Source organism: Bacillus gobiensis (assembly GCF_001278705.1).
In the GTDB taxonomy this organism is placed as follows: domain Bacteria; phylum Bacillota; class Bacilli; order Bacillales; family Bacillaceae; genus Bacillus; species Bacillus gobiensis.
Genome location: NZ_CP012600.1, coordinates 1,150,774 through 1,167,016, shown reverse-complemented (window position 1 = coordinate 1,167,016; position 16,243 = coordinate 1,150,774). Strand labels below are relative to the sequence as shown.

Sequence of the window (16,243 nt, the reverse complement as noted above, 5' to 3'; positions counted from 1 at the left end):
GCTTAATCCATGAAAAAATGGCCCGTGCATCAGCTTCTCATATCGTACTCCCAAATTGCCGTCTATCGGAAAAACTTGGACAATCCTTTCCCGGATTGGACGGATGGTCACATCAGACAAGGATTCGCCTGGAGACCAGGTAGCGTTGCATTTGGTACATTGGGTGATGTGAATAGCGAAATTGAAGTGTCGATCGAGAACAGGGTATCTTCGGGGGAAGATTCGGTGAGAGCCATTGCAGTGCCGTTCGAAGTGGGTAGAGAAGGGATCACGATCGGCAGCATTTTGTCCAAGACGTTCGATTACAAAATCCCGGATGGCCTATACACTCTCTTGTTTGAGGCCATCCCGTTGAAAGTGGAGGAAAAAGGAAAGCCGAAGATTCGATACGCCTTCCGCTTTATCCCATCCGCCGACCCGCAGGCCATAATTTTGAAGCACGACGGTCAGCTTTCTCCGCAGCTTCCGCTGATTATGGACGCCAAGGCGGCAGTCTGAATAGTTCCCTTCCGATCCATCAGAAAAAATAGAAAAATAGAAAATACTAGCATGTCTAAATAAAAAAGAACTATATAAGGGTCATCCAACAAACAAACCCTAAATTTTAAAAAATCATAAAAGTAAAAGGAAATACATTATTATACATGTCTAATATGTATTCTCCGTTTTATTCAATTATAAATGTAAACAAAATGGCTTAAAATAAGCCAATTAATTATATTTAGGTTAGTTATCAAAGAAAAAAACAACTAGTTCAAAATAAAAAAGCCTTTATTTGAGAGAAAAAGGATTCAAAACAAGCATTATCATGGCAATTTCCTTTTCGGGAATGGCTACCCTATGAGACCTAAATGATCCATCAGTCGATGATATTCATGTGATGTGTACGAGAAGAAGCCCACCAAATGTGGTAGGGCTTCTTTTATTCAGGCTTTTTAATTTTATATGTTTAAATAAGAAATAAATTAGAACCACACATATTAGACATATCTAAAATGTGTGGTCATTATAAAATCAAATAACTTCCTGATATTCTCTGGAACGATCACCATTAAGAAATTAAAGGGATTTATCCTGAATATCAAACTCAGACTTATCTGCTTCTATAGCAGCCTTATCTGCTTGTTTAATAGCCTCAGATAGCTGAATAGCTGCCGCAGCCGCCTGACTAGAAGCCGCAGCTGTCCGACCAGCAGCCTCACCCGCTTGACCGTTACCATACTTACCTGCTTCTTGAGCTGCCTTAGCTGCCTGACTAGCTGCCTCCACTCCCTGAGTAAGAGCCTCAAGCGCCTTTCTAAATTGACTTGCAGCCTTAGTTGCCTGTTGAACTGTCAGCCTAGCTGCCTTAGCTGCCTGTTGAGCTTTCAGCCTAGAAGCCGCCTGTTCACTATTATATCCAGTCTTTCCCTTTGTTCCGAAATTAGAATTTGGTGTTGACATGTTTTCATCACTCCAATTTGATTTTTTGTTTAGACCGAAAAATATTCTTTTTCCGGACATATATAATCTATTTTGAGTCATGTTTTGGTGCTTGGGCTTCCCAAGGTTTTGGGCTTTGGCTCACAATCAAAGGTTACGATAACTTACCCCATTTACAACCTCTAATTTTAAAATAGTATTAGTTAGAAAAATTTATCTGTTCAGCAACTTTAATTAAGGCTGATTCATTATGCTCACCTTTAATTAAATATAAATACTTATCCTCAATTATTAGTAGCTCAGAGCTTTCTCCATCGCCAGGGTTATAAAGGATAGCATCTCTATTTCCAATAGAGATTTTTTTTGACTTTGGATACATTAATCCAAGTGCTTCTTTTGCTTCCTGAGTAGAACCATACGTATTTTCAGTGGCTTTAACAATAATAGGCTGTCCATTTGTTACTGGGTAGGCTGCCTTAACTAAAATTAGATCATCATTATTTTTAGTTACTCCAATTTCTGGTTTTCCACTTATGAATGGTACTTCTTTACTAATATCCCGTGGGATAGTTGATTCATTCGTTAGTGGAATAGTTATACCTTCAATACGATTTTGTTCACTCACTGTAAATGTTATTAATCTATCTCCATTGATTGGTTCTATATCAAATGGATATTCTCTTCCAGTATCTGTAGAACTTTCTGAACCAGAGTTGTGATTTAATTTTATTTCTTGAATTCCAATAATGAATACAATTAGTAATACAGTTGCAACTGCACTAAATCTTAATACATAATCAAGTGGATTAGTAAACTTGGATTTAGGTTGCCTCTTGTTCATATCCCTTATTAACTTTACTTTTAATTCTGGGTTATTTGCATCTGTCCAAATAAAATCAGAGTCTAATTTTTTTAATTCATTATCGTATAGGCATGAATCATACTGTTTTTTCATTAAAATAGCCCTCCGTAAGCATTTGTTTTTCTAAAGCTTGAATAGCCCTAAAAAGTGTCGATTTCACTTTGCTTTCAGACCAACCTAAGATTAATGCCGTTTCCTGGATAGAAAACTCTTTTATTTTTCTAAGTATAATCACTTTTCTATATGATTCTTTAATCGAACTAAGCGCATGATATAATTCGTAAGAATCCTCTTTCAATTGCAAAAATTCATGAGGTGTTTTTGTGGTATCTTTCTGTAAATGAAAGGCATCTTTTAAGAGTATAAAAGGTTTCCGTTTACGAACGAAATCAACAGTTACATTATGCGCTATTCGGTATAACCAAGTTTTGGGACTAGATTCTTCTTTAAACGAATGATAATTAACAAATGCTTTTATAAAGGTTTCGTGTCTTAAGTCTTCAGCCATTTGATAATCCTGAACCATCATGAAAATAAATTTGAATATAGATTCATTGTATTCTTCATACCATTCAACTATAGCTTTGTTGCTATCTCCATTCACCTACTGTTATTCCCCCTTTTTTAGATCTCAGTGTTTAGACGGAATGTACCAAGAAAAGTTCTGTTTTTTATAAAAATTTTGGAAAAAGTAATGAGAGTCGCTAAAAAATAAAAAAGATAATGGGTATTTTTGCATATCCCCCGAAAAGGTTTATTATGAAAATCCCTCCTGAGATGTAAATGACTCAGGAGGGATTTCGTATTACTCGATTGAATGATAGCTCTACTGTCTTTAGAAGTTTGATATGATTCTCTTCCACAATCGCGCCCGATCGTATCGTTGAATAACAACCTAAAAAAGCCGATTCCCTGTACGATTTAGGAATCGGCTTTTTTAGGTTGGAAACCTGCTTAGCGTACTTTTTTCGCGTTTTGTCGGCAGGACCTCTGATTTCATAATGCCGAAGAAGTTCTCAATAATGGCATTGTCATAACAAATTCCTATACATGACATGCTTTGGTAACCCCATGGTTCTTTTACGTGTAGCGATATTTCTTCATTTGATAATGCCCGCCTTGATCTGTGTATCACTAACTGTGTTAGAAGGATATGACATTAACGACAGGGATATTGCTGATTTGAGTCCTTATATCACCCATCGCGTGAAAAGATTCGGCGATTATGTCATTGATTTGTATCCCCCTCCACAACTATACCAACACATTCAATCAGCCGATGTTTCTTCTACTATAACTTCTCCATTTAGATTGAAATGTTACCATGCAACTGGAGAAATCCGTTTCAACATATCCGAATCTTGTTCCATACTTTCCCCGTAAGTCAGCGTATTAGAGCAATCGCTTTACAATGGGCTGGTGCGGATTTAAACAACGCCTGTATAGTGGTTGATCATACGATTGATTATGAAGCAGAAGATGATGAGGAGTTATTCGGGGATACCAAAATATATGGCCTAAAACAATTTAAAGAAAAATACAAGCATGATCTACATTTAGTATTTTGCCGTGAAGTTGGAAGTTGTTTAGCTAATTCCACTCTATTTACTGCATTTAGATGGATTCTCAAAAAAGCATATCTACCCGGTGTACTTTTCCATTCGTTGCGGCAAACTTACTCAAATAAGATTGGGGCACAACTCAAGGTCAGATCTGATATCTAATCTCATCCGAGCGAAAAGATCCAATCCGATTCGATTGAAAAATACGAAAAACACACAATAAAAATAGGGCGCAGCAGTCCAGCTAACAAAGAATATATGAAATCATGCCCCAAATAAAAAACCCCTCAGCGCATAGAGCGCCAAGAGGGGTTGATTTATTAAAACTGAGTTAAATATTGATCGCGTTCCCAAGGATGTACTTGTGTGCGGAACATATCCCACTCGATTTCTTTTGCTTCAATGAAGTGTGCGAATAAATGCTCACCAAGCGCATCGACCATAACTTGATTGGATTTTAGCTCTTCTAAGGCAAGTGCCAAAGTTGATGGTAAATCAACGATGCCGCTTTCAATACGCTCTTCTTTGCTCATGACATAGATGTTTCGGTCAATTGGTGCCGGAGCAGATAATTGATTTTTAATTCCGTCTAAACCAGCAGCTAAAAGAACACTCATTGCCAAGTATGGGTTAGCAGCTGGATCTACGCTGCGAACTTCTACGCGAGTACTTATACCGCGAGAAGCTGGGATACGAATTAACGGGCTTCTGTTACGTGCACTCCAAGCGACATAACATGGAGCTTCGTATCCAGGAACCAAACGTTTGTAAGAGTTTACCGTTGGGTTTGTTACTGCTGTAAAGCTTGTAGCATGCTTAATAATTCCAGCGATAAAGTGTCTAGCAGTTTCGCTTAATTGCAATTCTCCATTTTCATCATAAAATGCGTTTACTCCTCCCTCTTTAAATAGGGAAAGGTTACAGTGCATACCAGATCCGTTTACGCCAAACAATGGTTTAGGCATGAATGTCGCATGCAAACCGTGTTTGCGGGCAATTGTTTTAACAACAAGTTTAAACGTTTGGATGTCATCGCATGAACGAAGGGCACCGGCATATTTAAAATCAATTTCGTGCTGACCAGGAGCAACTTCATGGTGAGACGCTTCGATTTCAAATCCCATTTCTTCAAGCTCAAGAACGATATCACGACGGCAGTTTTCACCAAGGTCAGTTGGAGCAAGGTCGAAATATCCGCCTTTATCGTTAAGCTCTAGTGTCGGGTCTCCTTTTTCATCTAATTTGAACAAGAAGAATTCAGGCTCAGGCCCTAAGTTGAAATCAGTGAATCCTAATTCTTCCATTTCTTTCAAGATTCGTTTTAGGTTGTTACGCGGATCCCCTTCAAACGGTGTACCATCCGGGCTGTAAATGTCACAAATAAAACGGGCTACTTTACCTTTTTCAGCAGTCCAAGGGAAAATGACAAAAGTATTTAAATCCGGGTATAAATACATGTCAGATTCTTCAATTCTTACGAACCCTTCGATAGAAGAACCATCAAACATGCACTTGTTGTCAAGCGCTTTTTCAAGCTGGCTAACAGGAATTTCTACGTTTTTAATTGTTCCTAAAATGTCTGTAAATTGCAGACGGATATACTTTACGTTTTCCTCGTTTACTAATTTGACAATATCTTCTCTAGTATACTTTGCCATTTCGCAAAACTCCTCCTCTAAAGGTAAATGTATATAGCAATGCAGTTGCTAATAATGTTAACGGAAGAACCTGGACATATCTCCTTGGCGTGTCGTTTGGCCTTTTTGGAAGCGTCCTGCTTGAATAAGCTCGTTCTTCAAAATCTTACGTAATTCTTCATCGGACATGTTGTGTTTTAATGTCTTTTCAGACTTATCATTGCCCATTTTCTCTTTTTGTGCTTTGGCAAATATTTGTTTTATACCTGCCATATTCACACCTTGGTCGATCAGATGTTTAATTTCCAATAATTTATCGACATCATTAAAAGAAAATAAACGTCGGTTCCCTTCACTTCTGGAAGGAAATACTAATTCATTTTCCTCATAATATCGAATTTGTCTTGCAGATAACTCAGTTAACTGCATCACAACTCCCATTGGAAATAAAGGCATTGAGCGGCGAATTTGATCACTCATCTCAATTTCCTCCTTCTCTATCACATGATTTCATTATATTTGATGTTATATTATGTGTCAACAATATGTAAGGAATCTTTACACCGTTTTTATTCTTTTAGTACTAATAAGTATTCACAATAGACCTTTATCCAAGAGCGATTGTACTCCCCCGCAGACAGCGGTTTTTACATGAGAATATGTAAGTCCCCCTTGAATATACGTAACATACGGCGGTTTTACAGGACCATCTGCCGATAATTCGATACTTGCCCCTTGTACAAAAGTCCCTGCAGCCATAATTACGTCATCCTCGTAACCCGGCATATAGCTTGGATACGGAGTGACATGCGAGTTTATCGGGGAAAAACGTTGAATGGCTTGGCAAAATTCGATCATCATTTCCGCATTATGAAATTCGATGGATTGAATTAAATCTGTGCGCTTTGAATTCCAGTCAGGATTCGTTTTGAGTCCAAGCTTTTCAAACAGCCTCGAAGTAAATACAGCACCTTTTAATGCCTGTCCGACCACATGGGGAGCCAAGAAAAAGCCTTGATACATTTCCTGCAATGCAAAAAGCGAGGCTCCTGCTTCACTGCCTATCCCGGGTGTTGTCATCCGGTAAGAGCAAGCTTTGATCAAATCGGCTTTCCCGACGAGGTATCCGCCCGTTTTCGCAAGGCCCCCGCCTGGATTTTTTATTAATGACCCGGCAATTAAATCGGCTCCGACATGGGACGGTTCTTTTGTTTCCGCAAATTCACCGTAGCAGTTATCAACAAATACAATAAGATCTTCCTTTAATTCTTTTACATAACGAATCATTTCCTCAATTTCATCAATTGTAAATGAAGGACGGTTGGCATACCCTTTTGAACGCTGGATGCCAATGACTTTCGTATGTTTATTTACTGCTTTTGAAACTGCGTCATAATCTATTTTCCCATCGGACTTTAATTCGATAGATCGATAACCGATATTGAAATCCTTTAGAGACCCAGAATTTTTTTCTCCTCGTATACCAACAATTTCTTCAAGTGTATCATATGGCTTTCCTGTCATATAGAGGAGCTCATCTCCGGGCCGCAAGACGCCGAATAACGCAATCCCAATCGCATGTGTGCCGGATATAATCTGCGGCCGCACGAGTCCTGCTTCCCCGCCAAAAACATCGGCATAAATCTGTTCCAGTGTATCTCGTCCCGCGTCATCGTATCCGTATCCGGTGGAAGGGTTGAAATGCGAGTCACTCACCTTATGTTTTCTAAAGCTATCAAGCACCCTAAGTTCATTATACTCAGTAATTTCTTCGATTTTTTGATGGATGGGAGCAATCTCTTTCTCAGTTTCTTCAGCAACCTTCCTTATCTTCTCATCAAACATCTCGTGTTGTAAATACATACAGCTTTCCTTTCTTACTCAAACTTTTTTAGCTCCCCGTAGATTCGGTGGTTCGGATGGGCAAAGCCGCTGATATGATATACTTCAGGTTCTTCAATGAAGGTGGTGCCTTCAATCATCGTTGAAGATTTCATTTCAGCAATCAGCTTGCCATGATCTGCTGGAATTCTCACAGAATAAGGAACAAACAGTTCTTCCTTCATGAAGGACTCCATTTGCTTTTTCAGTCTTGTCCCATCATTTTCATCTTTTACGCTCACCAATACATAATTTTCTTCATGGGAAGGAATAAATTCCTCCGTTTTTTTATCTCTCTTATTATAGACGGTCAGCCGCGGAATTTTATCTGCTTCTAGCTCGGTTAAAAGATTTTTCACTGTCGCTTGATGCCCTATATTATCTTCATTTGAGGAGTCGACGACGTGCAGGATGACGTCCGCTTCCCTCACTTCTTCTAATGTAGAACGAAAAGCAGCGATAAGCGTCGTCGGCAAATCTTGTATGAAGCCAACTGTATCTGACAATAAAAGAGTATAACCATTCTCCAGCTCCATCCTTCTTGTCATTGGGTCAAGCGTGGCAAATAACAAGTCCTCTTCAAAGCTTTCTGAGCTTGTCAGCTTATTAAACCACGTCGATTTCCCTGCGTTCGTATATCCAACAAGAGCTGCTTGCAGAACGCCATTTTTCTTCCGTCGATCACGGTACCTGCTTCTGTGCCTGACGACAGTTTGCAGCTGCGATTCTATTTCATGGATTCTGCTGCGAATATAGCGCCTGTCAGTTTCAAGCTTCGTTTCACCTGGTCCTCGTGTTCCGATTCCACCGCCCAGGCGAGATAAGTTCATCCCTTGGCCAACCAGACGCGGCAACATATATTTTAACTGGGCAAGTTCGATTTGCAGCTTGCCTTCTCGTGTTCGTGCTCTACCCGCAAAAATATCTAATATTAACTGTGTACGATCAATCACTTTCGCTTCAATCGTGGAAGCTAATACCCTTAGCTGGCTTGGCGAAAGCTCATCATTAAAAATGACCAGATCCACACCCGATTCTTTCGTGAATGCAGCAAGCTCCTCGAGTTTTCCTTTTCCAATGAATGTAGAGGAATCAGGAGAATGACGTTTTTGAGTAAAAATGGAGACAACCTCTCCTTGTGCTGTTTTCGTTAAAGAAGAAAGCTCTTCCATCGAGTACTCAAATCGTTCATCTGACACATGGGGCAGCTGGCAGCCAACAAGTATGACCTTTTCATGAATATCGTCTAATAGGTTCAAATACATGTTCCTTTCCTTGTTACTTCCGAATAGATTAATCTTATCAGACTGTGACTTCAGTTGCCAGAAATCTTCTGCAAAAGAAAACCCGCCGATCGTGAAGACAGCAGGTTACAAATTATCAGCAGATGTCGCGTGTTCTTCCTTAAAAGTTATATCTTGGCTCATTATTGTCATTAAGTCACTCCGTAAATAGGAATCACCCATGAGCAGTCTCATCGCCTGAGAACGGATCGATTTTTCAATAATGTTGCGCACGTAACGGCCGTTGCTGAACTTTTCCGGGCTGGTCGTGCTTTTAACCGTCATTAAGTGATCCTTAAGCTTCCACTCTGCTTCTGAACTGAACTGGTATTCACGCTCTGACATCATCCGTTTTGAAATTTCCATCAACTGCTGAACGGTATAGTCCGGAAAATCGATATTGATCGGAAATCTAGATTGAAGACCTGGATTCAGCAGCAAAAACTGTTCCATTTCTCTCGAATAGCCTGCCAGGATGAGAATAAATTCGTGCTGCTTATCTTCCATATGCTTCACTAACGTATCGATTGCTTCTTTTCCGAAATCCTTTTCTCCGCCTCTTGCAAGAGAATAGGCTTCATCAATAAAAAGAATGCCCCCCATTGCTTTCTTTATCAAATCCCTAGTCTTTTGCGCGGTGTGCCCAATGTACTCCCCGACCAAATCTGCACGTTCCGCTTCGATCAAATGGCCTTTGGTAAGAACGTTCATTTCAAAAAATAGCTTTCCCACTAGTCTGGCGACCGTCGTTTTTCCCGTTCCAGGATTGCCTTTGAACATCATATGGAGTGCTTGCTTGCCCGCTTTTAACCCTTGTTCTTCGCGCTTTTTATTAATAAAGATCCAAGCGTAGATCTCTTTAATATTCTTTTTCATTTCTTCCATCCCTACGAGAGTTCCCAGTTCCTTTTCAATTTCCCTTAAAATTCCGTGCTTCGTCTCATTTTTTTGCATGGCTTTTTGATATTCCGCTTCAGCTTCTTTTTGATCAAGAACATTTTTTTGCCCATTAAGAATAATATTGATTTGGCCATTTTCTTTATACGTTACCGCTCTCTCCATCCCAGTGTTCACCTCACACATTAGTCTATGCGATTTCGAATGCATCCGTGACAAATGCCTATGTTCTTTTAAGGCTACTCCTATTGTATTCACGAAAAGCCTGGGCAAACCCCATTTAATTGGATCATAGAGATTGATATATATGTAAATGCATACTTACTTATTACAAAAAAAACAGCCTCTTCAATGAGAGGCCTTTGTTAATTGGTTACGAAAGAATATCAACGACAAACTGTGACCATGTTTCCAGTCTGTTATAAAGGTCTTTTTTCTTCAATTCTGATACGGGCAGCCAGTACCCCCGGATTTGTTCGGTTTCTCGAACAGCAACAGCGGCATCGTCTTTTAGCTCAAGAGCGGATAAAATTCCGATATGGACGGCGCCCACATTTGTTTCGTCATCGTTGATTAAACCGATAGCTGTCATTCCGAGCTTGTCCGGTTCATTTATAATGAGCTCTTCTTCAAGCTCACGATCTGTATTGATTTTCAATAGCTCTTGAAAGGATTGACCGGGCTCCATATTCATATGCCCGCCAAAGCCTAACGAAAGCTTATTATGCAGCCTTGCTTCTCCGCCGCCTGAAAGTCTTTCATAAACAAATACTTCATCCTTGCGTTTAATCACTACATAAGGTATCGGCTGTTTGAATTCCGGCGCTTCCTCTGCATCGCCTCTTCTCATTTCGGAAAAATGCTCGGCAATTTGCCCCATAATTTTCGAAACCAATTCCTCATTGCCCGTAAGCCCTTGGAATGTTAGCGTTTCATCAGCAAATACTTCTTTTCTTGGTACGACTAAAATGATTTCATCCATTTTTCCCATCGTTGTTACCTCCAGTACATGTAAAAAGAGCAGATGTTACACCTGCTCTTGTTTTTCCTTTTCTGTAAAGTAAAAATCCTCGTCCTTTATCGGTTCCACGGTTGCTTTTTTGTAGCCGTTGCCCTTCATGCTGAAGAAATCATGGGACTTCGTCTTCGTATTCAGCCCGTTTAATACGATTGGGTTGATCTCTTCATCCTCAAAATAAGGATCGAAGCCAAGGTTCATCAGCGCTTTGTTTGCATTGTAGCGGATAAATTTTTTCACGTCGTGGGAAAGCTCAACCTGGTCATAAATATCCTCTGTATATGCAAGCTCGTTTTGATAAAGGGTGTCTAACAGCTCGAGAGAAAAAGTCTTCAGCTCTTCCTTGACCTCTTCAGGTTGCTTTCTATAAATTTCTTGAGCAAGCAGGCCGACATATACTCCGTGAATCGATTCATCGCGAAGAATCAAATTAATGATCTCGCCGCTTTGCATCAGCTTGCCCTGTCCATAGAAATAAAGAGGATAATAGAAGCCGCTGTAGAACAAAAAGCTCTCTAAATAAACCGAAGCGACCATGGCTTTAAATAATGAAATCTCGTCATCCTTTTTGATCTTTTCATAAATTCCTACGATGATCTCAGCCTTTTTTTGCAAGTATTTGTTTTCTTTTACCCACTCAAATACCTCATTAATGGTCTCGGTCGGAGCAAGAGTCATAAAAATATTCGAATATGATTTGGCATGGACCGCGTTTTCCATCATTGCCATAAAGTTCAGCACCGCTTTTCGCTGGTGGCCTTGAACGTGCTCCGCGATGATTGGCATACCGGTGTTGCCTTGCTCTGTATCAAGAAGAGTCAGTCCTGCAAGCACCTTCATGTATGTGTCCTGCTCATTTGCACCGAGATATTTCCACGTTAACAAATCTCCATTTAAAGAAATTTCCTCAGGCAGCCAAAATTGCTTCACATTTTGGTTATAGAACATTTGTGTAAAGTCATCTTCGTGCTTTGACCAGTTCGCAGCGTCATAAATTTTCGTCAATCTTTTGTCTCTCCTTTTGCTTACCCGCTTTTTTAGCAGCCGGTTTGTCTTTCCGGCTGCTAATTGATCCGGGGTGGTTCATTAAACGACACAAGACAGACAGCTTTCTTGCCCTGTATCCTTCGTCCTTGCATAGTACAACGTTTTAATGCCCTTATGGTGGGCATAAAGATCAATTCTGTTTAAGTCGCGTGTCGTCATCGTATCCTTCAGGAACAGCGTGAAGCTGATTCCCTGATCGACGTGCTGCTGGATCGTCGAAATCATGTCAACAACTTTAAACATGTCCATATCATATGCCTCTTTATAGAAAAACCAGTTTTCTGGAGCAAGCCCAGGCATCGGATAATACGTTTTTGAATTTCCATAGGTTCTTTCTTCAATACGTTCCATGATCGGCATGACAGAAGCCGTGCTGGATTGAACATACGAAATCGAACCAGTCGGCGCAATACAAAGCCTGTAGCTGTGATAGAGCCCGTTCTCTTTGACAAATTCTTTTAGTTTTTTCCAATCCTCAATTGATGGAATATGCATCCCTGCAAACAACTTGGCGATTTTATCAAATTTCGGTGTAAAGCTTTGCTGAATGTATTTATCAAAATACTCCCCCGTTGCATAAGCGGAGCCTTCATATTGATAAAAGGTTTCCCCTTTTGCTTTGGCGATTTCTGCGGACCGCTCAATGGAATAATAATTCACCATCATAAAATACGTATTGGCGAAGTCTCTTGCTTCTTCACTTTCGTACGGGATATTGTTCTGTGCCAAATACCCGTGAAGGTTCATCGCGCCGAGGCCGATAGATTTCATCGCTCTGTTTGCTCTTTTTACCGCTGGTGCGTTTTTAATGCTTGTCGTATCCGAAACATGAGTAAGGGAATCGACAGCAAGCTTTACTGTATGCTTCAAAGATTTATTGTCCATCGTATTTAAGATATTTAATGAACCAAGGTTGCAGGAAATATCAAGCCCGATTTCATCCTTTTCATCATAATCTGTATAAGAAGAAACCTGCGATGCCTGAAGCACTTCGGAGCAAAGGTTGGAAAATTTCACTTTGCTGATATGATTTAAGGCATGAACATTGTTGACGTTATCCTGGAACATGATGTAAGGATAGCCTGACTCTGATCGTAACAGTGCCAGTTTTTCCAACAGCTTACGAGGGTTGATTTTTTCTTTTTTAACCTTTGGATTTTCGACTAGCTTGTCGTACATAAGGTTCATATCGAGTTCATCCATATGCTCCCCGTATTCCTTATAAACTGTATGCGGATAAAAAACGTAAGCCCCCTTATCCTCTTTTGCCAGTTCGACAAACTTATCCGGAATGACAACGCCAATCGATAACGTTTTAACACGGACATCCTCATCGGCTGAAATCTTTTTTGTATCAAGAAAATCGTTTATATCCCGATGAAAAATATTCAAATAAGCGCTGCCTGAGCCTTGCCTTTGCCCCATCTGATCAGCATACCTGAACGCGTTATCTAGAAGCTTCATGACGCCGACAACCCCTTTTGTGGCATTCTCAACGTCTTTGATGGCCTCGCCTTTTGCCCGCAGCTTGGAAAGATTCAAAGAAACTCCGCCGCCGAGCTTCGACAGCTGCATGGAGATGTCGATTGCTCTTGAAATGTCATTTAAAGAATCGTTAATTTCTAAAAGGAAACAGCTGACAAGCTCGCCTCTTCTTTTACGTCCTGCATTTAAGAAGGTCGGCGTGCTTGGCTGGTATTCCTGATTAATCATCAAACGGACGAATTCTTTCGCTTTACCTGCATCCCCGTTCGCAAAGAACAATGCGACAATTGCGATTCTGTCTTCATATCGTTCGAGAATCTTTTTCTTGTCGTTCGTTTTTAGCGCGTAATCATTATAAAATTTAAACGCACTCATAAAGGAAGGAAAACGGAATTTTTTATCGTAAGCTGTCTTAAAGACTTGTTTAATTTCTTCGAACGAATATTGACTTAAAAATTCTCGCTCGTAATAGTCGTTTTCTATTAAATAATCAATTTTTTCTTTCAAATCGTGAAAAAATACTGTGTTTTGATTTATGTAGTCAACGAAATAGCTATGTACAGCTTCCTTATCCTTCTCAAATTGGAATTTCCCTGATTTTTGAATCATAATTTCATTATTTAACTGTATCCATTTTGGCACTTGATTCTGTGACAACTTTCTCTACCTCCTGATTGAACAAATCAACGTCTTTCGCTGTTCCGCTAAGTTCGAATTTGTGGATGATCGGGACTTGGTAAGAACGAGATATTCGATCAGCACTCCCCGCAAAAAACTCTCCCCAATTTTTGTTGCCGCTGGCCGCGACACCTATTAAATGCTTTCCGTTTTTGTCGAGAAAATCCTTAGTCGATTGCGGAACTTCTCCGAAATTTGTCGTGTAGGTAACAAGAATGAAGGGGGAATTGATATCCTCCACCTCATCTACGTGTTCTTTCGAATAATGTTCGATTTTCTCCATAAACCGTCTAACATTTCCTGTTTTCGAATCAAAAATGACTTGAACCATTATCGAATCACAACCCAAACAAGTAATCTATCTAACACAATATATAGTATAATAACTTGTCCAAAAACACAACATATTGATCTCGATTCATTCGTACGTTTTTAAAAAGAAGAAGAGCAGAATGCAGCTTTCTTCCGCATCCTACTCGGCATAATGAAAAGTCGATGTTTATCATAACATGAAAAAAAATTATGATGTAGACTAGACTTTTATTTATTTTTTTTGTAAGTAATGCATTTTAATTCTTCACAAATTTCTTCAATTTCAGCCTCTATCCCCAATTCTTTAACTAACGTTTCAATTGCGGTCTTAATCGAAGCTTCGCGAATCAGTTCCTTACCGTTTAAAGAGATGCTCGTGCCGTATTCAAAACAGGAGTCATCTTCACATGTTTCTTCCCAATGTGAAATCGTAATTTTTTGTTTCATTTTATACCATACTTTCGTATTTTAGTTTTTAAGCGAATCTATTCTAGTGTAGCTGATTTTGTCCCTGGCTGTAAAACAAGAAGACCTGCATACACAATATTTGAATCAACATCTCGGGGAAATATATGGACGAGTTCCAGGGGCGTTTTATTTTTTTCTAGCTTTCCTTTTCTATACCTTAATATTTCTATTTTTTATTGCCAAGGACATGGCTTCAATGTCAGGCGAAAGGCTGCGGTCACTTGTAATCTCCGGCACAATGGATCTTATGTTTTCGTATAGCTTTTTAGTTTTAGGTGCCAGTTTTTCCGGTCCCCGAATAGAAGCCGCTTGAGCAGCGCAAATCGCTTCGATTGCCAAAATCCGTCTGCTATTCTCTATGATTTGATAGGCATGCCTTGCTGCCGTCGTCCCCATGCTCACATGATCCTCCTGATTTGCTGAGGAAGGGATACTGTCAACGCTTGCGGGATGGGCAAGTGTCTTATTTTCGGAAACGAGAGAGGCTGCTGTGTATTGGATAATCATTAACCCGGATTCAAGGCCGGGTCTTGGGCTCAAGAATGCAGGCAGGTCATTGAGCTGCGGGTTTACGAGACGCTCCACCCTTCTTTCTGACATACTTCCCAATTCAGCCATTCCTATTCCTAAAAAATCCATAGCAAAGGCAATCGGCTGACCATGGAAATTACCGCCTGAAATTATCTGTCCGCTGTCTGTAAATACGAGAGGATTGTCTGTTGCCGAGTTGATTTCAATCAACAGTTTTTCCTCGGCATACTTTAACACTTGACGTATAGCTCCATGAACCTGAGGGATGCAGCGGAGAGAATATGCATCCTGCACCCTAAGCTCGCCTTGCTTTGTCGTAAGAAGGCTGCCTTTCAAGTAGGATAAGATCGAAGCGGCTACTTCGGCCTGCTCAATATGAGGTCTCACAGCATGCGTTTCCGGGAAAAGAGCATCTACAATCCCGCGCAAGCTTTCAAAAGTTAAAGAAGCTACTGCATCGGCAAAATGCGCGAGATCATTCGCTTCGAGATAGGAAATCGTGCCAAGTGCAGTCATTGCTTGCGTTCCGTTTATAAGAGCAAGGCCTTCTTTCGCTTTTAAACGGATCGGCTGAAGTCCGGCCTTCTTAAGCGCCGCTCTGCCATTCATTTTATGTCCTTTGTATATCGCTTCTCCTTCGCCGACAAGAACCAATGCCAGATGTGATAATGGGGCAAGGTCTCCGCTCGCGCCCAGTGATCCTTGGCTTGGGATAATCGGATATAGGCCCGCATTAATGCAATCGACAAGCAGCTGAATCGTTTCTCGCCGTACACCGGAATACCCTTTCGCCAGCGCATTCGCCCGCAATAAAAGCATCGCTCTGCTGACATTTTTAGAAAAAGGCTCTCCTATTCCGCATGCGTGGCTTCTGATGAGGTTCAGCTGCAGCTCTTCTGTGTCACTGGCAGAAATAACTGTATCGCTTAGTTTTCCAAATCCGGTATTCACTCCATACATAACCTTACCCATCTTTAAGTGACTGTCAATAACGGCTCTGCTTCCATCAATTTTAGTCCAAGCTTCATCCTTGATCCGAACAGAAGCTTCTCCATTCAAGATCGATCGAATTTCGTGAAAGCCAAGGTCATTTCCGTTTAATTGAATTTCCATCGGGCAAGCTCCTTTTCTTTTTTGCCTATAAAAAAGAGCGCTACATC

15 protein-coding genes and 2 pseudogenes are annotated in these 16,243 nt (G+C 40.3%); 1 reads left to right on the top strand and 16 read right to left on the bottom strand.

Translation table 11 applies throughout. The features are described 5' to 3' along the window. The first annotated feature begins 9 nt into the window (after positions 1-9). Complete coding sequence (gene comJ, locus AM592_RS05720) at positions 10-498, top strand: competence protein ComJ (protein ID WP_053602898.1); 489 nt, start codon at positions 10-12, stop codon at positions 496-498. Positions 499-769: 271 nt separating this feature from the next. On the opposite strand, the pseudogene AM592_RS24510 reads toward comJ, so the two are convergent. The 16 genes and pseudogenes from AM592_RS24510 to hutH form a co-directional block, all read right to left on the bottom strand. Continuing rightward, positions 770-893, bottom strand: a pseudogene (locus AM592_RS24510) (IS3-like element ISBth8 family transposase); the annotation flags it as partial. Positions 894-1,059: 166 nt separating this feature from the next. Continuing rightward, positions 1,060-1,443, bottom strand: a complete 384-nt coding sequence (locus AM592_RS05715; protein ID WP_053602897.1) for a hypothetical protein — start codon at positions 1,441-1,443, stop codon at positions 1,060-1,062. Between the two features lie 178 nt (positions 1,444-1,621). Beyond that, positions 1,622-2,377 carry a DUF4367 domain-containing protein gene (locus tag AM592_RS05710; protein WP_053602896.1) on the bottom strand — a complete coding sequence of 252 codons (756 nt, stop codon included), beginning with the start codon at positions 2,375-2,377 and terminating at the stop codon, positions 1,622-1,624. Then, the gene (locus tag AM592_RS05705) at positions 2,361-2,888 is read right to left on the bottom strand and encodes an RNA polymerase sigma factor (RefSeq protein WP_053602895.1); all 528 of its coding nucleotides are present in this window, start codon (positions 2,886-2,888) and stop codon (positions 2,361-2,363) included. Before AM592_RS05705 ends, AM592_RS05710 begins: the two co-directional genes overlap by 17 nt. 357 nt (positions 2,889-3,245) lie before the next feature. Next, positions 3,246-3,415, bottom strand: a pseudogene (locus AM592_RS24505) (IS3 family transposase); the annotation flags it as partial. Between the two features lie 751 nt (positions 3,416-4,166). Beyond that, positions 4,167-5,504, bottom strand: coding sequence for a type I glutamate--ammonia ligase (gene glnA, locus AM592_RS05695; RefSeq protein ID WP_053602893.1), 1,338 nt, complete (start codon positions 5,502-5,504; stop codon positions 4,167-4,169). Positions 5,505-5,561: 57 nt separating this feature from the next. Beyond that, positions 5,562-5,963: a MerR family transcriptional regulator gene (locus tag AM592_RS05690; protein WP_053602892.1), complete on the bottom strand. Its 402-nt coding sequence runs from the start codon at positions 5,961-5,963 to the stop codon at positions 5,562-5,564. 114 nt (positions 5,964-6,077) lie between these two features. Beyond that, complete coding sequence (locus tag AM592_RS05685) at positions 6,078-7,328, bottom strand: methionine gamma-lyase family protein (RefSeq protein WP_053606002.1); 1,251 nt, start codon at positions 7,326-7,328, stop codon at positions 6,078-6,080. Positions 7,329-7,360: 32 nt separating this feature from the next. Next, positions 7,361-8,623, bottom strand: a complete 1,263-nt coding sequence (gene hflX, locus AM592_RS05680) for a GTPase HflX (protein WP_053606001.1) — start codon at positions 8,621-8,623, stop codon at positions 7,361-7,363. A 111-nt stretch (positions 8,624-8,734) separates the two neighbouring features. Next, positions 8,735-9,709: a stage V sporulation protein K gene (gene spoVK, locus AM592_RS05675; protein WP_053602891.1), complete on the bottom strand. Its 975-nt coding sequence runs from the start codon at positions 9,707-9,709 to the stop codon at positions 8,735-8,737. Positions 9,710-9,917: 208 nt separating this feature from the next. Beyond that, the gene (locus tag AM592_RS05670; protein WP_053602890.1) at positions 9,918-10,535 is read right to left on the bottom strand and encodes a hypothetical protein; all 618 of its coding nucleotides are present in this window, start codon (positions 10,533-10,535) and stop codon (positions 9,918-9,920) included. A 36-nt stretch (positions 10,536-10,571) separates the two neighbouring features. Beyond that, positions 10,572-11,567: a class 1b ribonucleoside-diphosphate reductase subunit beta gene (gene nrdF, locus AM592_RS05665; RefSeq protein ID WP_053602889.1), complete on the bottom strand. Its 996-nt coding sequence runs from the start codon at positions 11,565-11,567 to the stop codon at positions 10,572-10,574. A gap of 81 nt (positions 11,568-11,648) precedes the next feature. Continuing rightward, positions 11,649-13,751, bottom strand: coding sequence for a class 1b ribonucleoside-diphosphate reductase subunit alpha (gene nrdE, locus AM592_RS05660; protein ID WP_053602888.1), 2,103 nt, complete (start codon positions 13,749-13,751; stop codon positions 11,649-11,651). After that, the gene (gene nrdI / locus AM592_RS05655; RefSeq protein ID WP_053602887.1) at positions 13,711-14,103 is read right to left on the bottom strand and encodes a class Ib ribonucleoside-diphosphate reductase assembly flavoprotein NrdI; all 393 of its coding nucleotides are present in this window, start codon (positions 14,101-14,103) and stop codon (positions 13,711-13,713) included. Before nrdI ends, nrdE begins: the two co-directional genes overlap by 41 nt. 209 nt (positions 14,104-14,312) lie before the next feature. Further along, positions 14,313-14,531 (bottom strand): hypothetical protein, encoded by a 219-nt coding sequence (locus tag AM592_RS05650; protein WP_053602886.1) that lies wholly within the window; start codon positions 14,529-14,531, stop codon positions 14,313-14,315. Positions 14,532-14,702: 171 nt separating this feature from the next. Beyond that, the gene (hutH, locus tag AM592_RS05645) at positions 14,703-16,196 is read right to left on the bottom strand and encodes a histidine ammonia-lyase (RefSeq protein ID WP_053602885.1); all 1,494 of its coding nucleotides are present in this window, start codon (positions 16,194-16,196) and stop codon (positions 14,703-14,705) included. Positions 16,197-16,243: the final 47 nt, after the last annotated feature.